The sequence below is a fragment of the Amycolatopsis sp. NPDC003861 genome (genome assembly GCF_053605405.1).
Genome location: NZ_JBSGJD010000484.1, coordinates 1 through 2,327, shown reverse-complemented (window position 1 = coordinate 2,327; position 2,327 = coordinate 1). Strand labels below are relative to the sequence as shown.

Sequence of the window (2,327 nt, the reverse complement as noted above, 5' to 3'; positions counted from 1 at the left end):
GCCGCGGCTCGGCCGCCGCCCGCTCGCGGGCCACCCGGGCGCCCGCCGGCAGCCGGGACATGATGGTCAGCGCGCTCAGGAACGTGCCGCCCGAGGGCATCCCGCCCGCCCGGACGTAACCGGCGAGCTGCAGCGGCACGCCTTCGGGCAGCTGCTGCACGGTGAACCACGCGCCGAGGTCGTGCGGGATCGAGTCGAACCCGCACGCGTGCACCAGCCGCGCCCCGGTCTCGCGGGCGCGCCGGTCGTGCGCCAGGTACATCCGGTCGACGAACTCGGGCTCGCCGGTCAGGTCGACGTAGTCGGTGCCCGCCTCGGCGCACGCGGCCACCAGCGGCTCGCCGTGCGTCAGGTACGGGCCGACGGTCGTGATCACCACCTTCGTGGCCTCCGCGACGGCGACCAGCGAGGCCCGGTCGCCGGAGTCGGCGACGAGCAGGTCGAGGGCGGCGAACCGGTCGTCGATCTCGGTGAGCAGCGCCCGGACGGCTTCGAGCTTGCCGCGGTTGCGCCCGGCCAGCGCCCAGCGCAGGTCCGCGGGCGCGTGCCGGGCCAGGTACTCGGCGGTCAGCCCGCCGGTGAACCCGGTGGCGCCGAACAGGACCACGTCGTACGCGCGCATGTCTGCTCCTTCGCTGGGACGTCGGCGCGCTCAGGTTACCCGCCGGTCACATCCCGGCGCCGGGTGAACTACCGGCGGGTACAGTGCCCCCTCGAACGCGAGGAGGCAACCGTGACCGAACGCTTCGGCAGCTATCAGAACGAGATCTACCTGCAGGGGCTCGGAGGTCAGCTGCCGCCGTGCTCGACCGACGCGACGAAGCTGGAAGCGTCGGCGCGCGAGCTCATGGCGCCCGGGCCGTTCTCCTACGTCGCGGGCGCGGCCGGCTCCGGCGCCACCGCCCGCGCCAACCGCGAGGCCTTCGACCGCTGGCGCGTCGTGCCCCGGATGCTGACCGGCGCCACCGACCGCGACCTGGCCACCACCGTGCTCGGCACCCGGCTGCCCGCCCCGGTGGCCGTCGCGCCGGTCGGCGTCCAGTCGATCGTCCACCCGGACGCCGAGCGCGCGACCGCCCGCGCCGCGGCATCGATCGGGCTGCCGTTCATCCTCTCGACGGCGTCGTCGACCGGCATCGAGGACGTCGCCGCGGCCAACGGCGACGGCCCGCGCTGGTTCCAGCTGTACTGGCCCGGCGACCCCGACGTCTGCGCGAGCCTGCTGACCCGGGCGAAGAACGCCGGCTACACCGCGCTGGTCGTCACCCTCGACACGTGGACGCTGGCCTGGCGACCGTCCGATCTGGACCAGGCCTACCTGCCGTTCCTCAAGGGGGAGGGCTGCGCCGTCCCGTTCACCGACCCGGTGTTCCGCGGCCTGCTGGAGAAGACGCCGGAAGAAGACCTGAACATGGCGATCCTGCGCTGGATCGGCATGCTCACCGGCACCGACCGGACGTGGGACCAGCTGCCGTTCCTGCGCGAGCACTGGGACGGCCCGATCGTCCTCAAGGGCATCCAGCACGTCGCCGACGCCCGCCGCGCGGCCGAAGCGGGCATGGACGGCATCGTCGTCTCGAACCACGGCGGCCGCCAGGTCGACGGCGCGATCGGCGCGCTGGAGGCACTTCCGGGCATCGTCGCGGCGGTCGGCGACCGGCTGGAGGTGCTGTTCGACTCGGGCATCCGCACCGGCGCCGACGTCCTCAAGGCGATCGCCCTGGGCGCCCGGGCGGTCCTGGTGGGGCGCCCGTGGGTGTACGGCCTCGCCCACGCGGGTGAGGACGGCGTCCGGCACGTCCTGCGCAGCCTCCTGGCGGACTTCGACCTGACCATGGGCCTGTCCGGCCACCGCACCCTCGCCGACCTGGGCCCGGACTCGCTGCAGCGGACATGAGGTAACGAATCGGGAATTCCGGAGACAGCCGGGCCGGGGGCCGCTACATTTCTGCCTCACCACGGCCGCTCGGGGACGGACCGGTGGTTCCATCAGTCCTTTCACGAGGGGGTTTCCCATGTCTTCGATCATGATGCGGATCGGCGTGCTGTGCGCGGTGCTCGGGTTCGGCACCATCGTCCTCGAGCAGTTCGACTACGAGTTCCGGATCCTGTCCTGGGCCAGCGACATGCAGCCGTTCTTCGGCATCATCCTCGGCCTGGTCGGTCTCGCGCTGATCGGCGGCTCGGTGGCGCTGAGCCGCGCCAAGGCCGCGCCGCAGCCGCAGCAGCAGGCGCCGGTCCAGTCGCCGCAGCAGCCCGGCCAGCCCGGCTGAGCCCCAGCGCCCCAATGTGGCGTTGGTTGCGTCCAACGCACCCAATGTGGCGTT

General features: G+C 73.0%; 3 protein-coding genes. 2 read left to right on the top strand and 1 reads right to left on the bottom strand.

What is annotated here, in order from left to right:
• Positions 1-622: saccharopine dehydrogenase family protein (locus tag ACWEVN_RS47585; RefSeq protein WP_452055676.1), on the bottom strand; the 622-nt coding region annotated here is incomplete at its 3' end.
• A 111-nt stretch (positions 623-733) separates the two neighbouring features.
• Here ACWEVN_RS47585 and ACWEVN_RS47580 point away from each other — a divergent pair.
• Together ACWEVN_RS47580 and ACWEVN_RS47575 are read left to right on the top strand one after the other, a co-directional pair.
• Positions 734-1,897 (top strand): lactate 2-monooxygenase, encoded by a 1,164-nt coding sequence (locus tag ACWEVN_RS47580; protein WP_452055675.1) that lies wholly within the window; start codon positions 734-736, stop codon positions 1,895-1,897.
• Between the two features lie 118 nt (positions 1,898-2,015).
• Positions 2,016-2,273 carry a hypothetical protein gene (locus ACWEVN_RS47575; protein WP_449686096.1) on the top strand — a complete coding sequence of 86 codons (258 nt, stop codon included), beginning with the start codon at positions 2,016-2,018 and terminating at the stop codon, positions 2,271-2,273.
• The last annotated feature ends 54 nt before the right edge of the window (positions 2,274-2,327 follow it).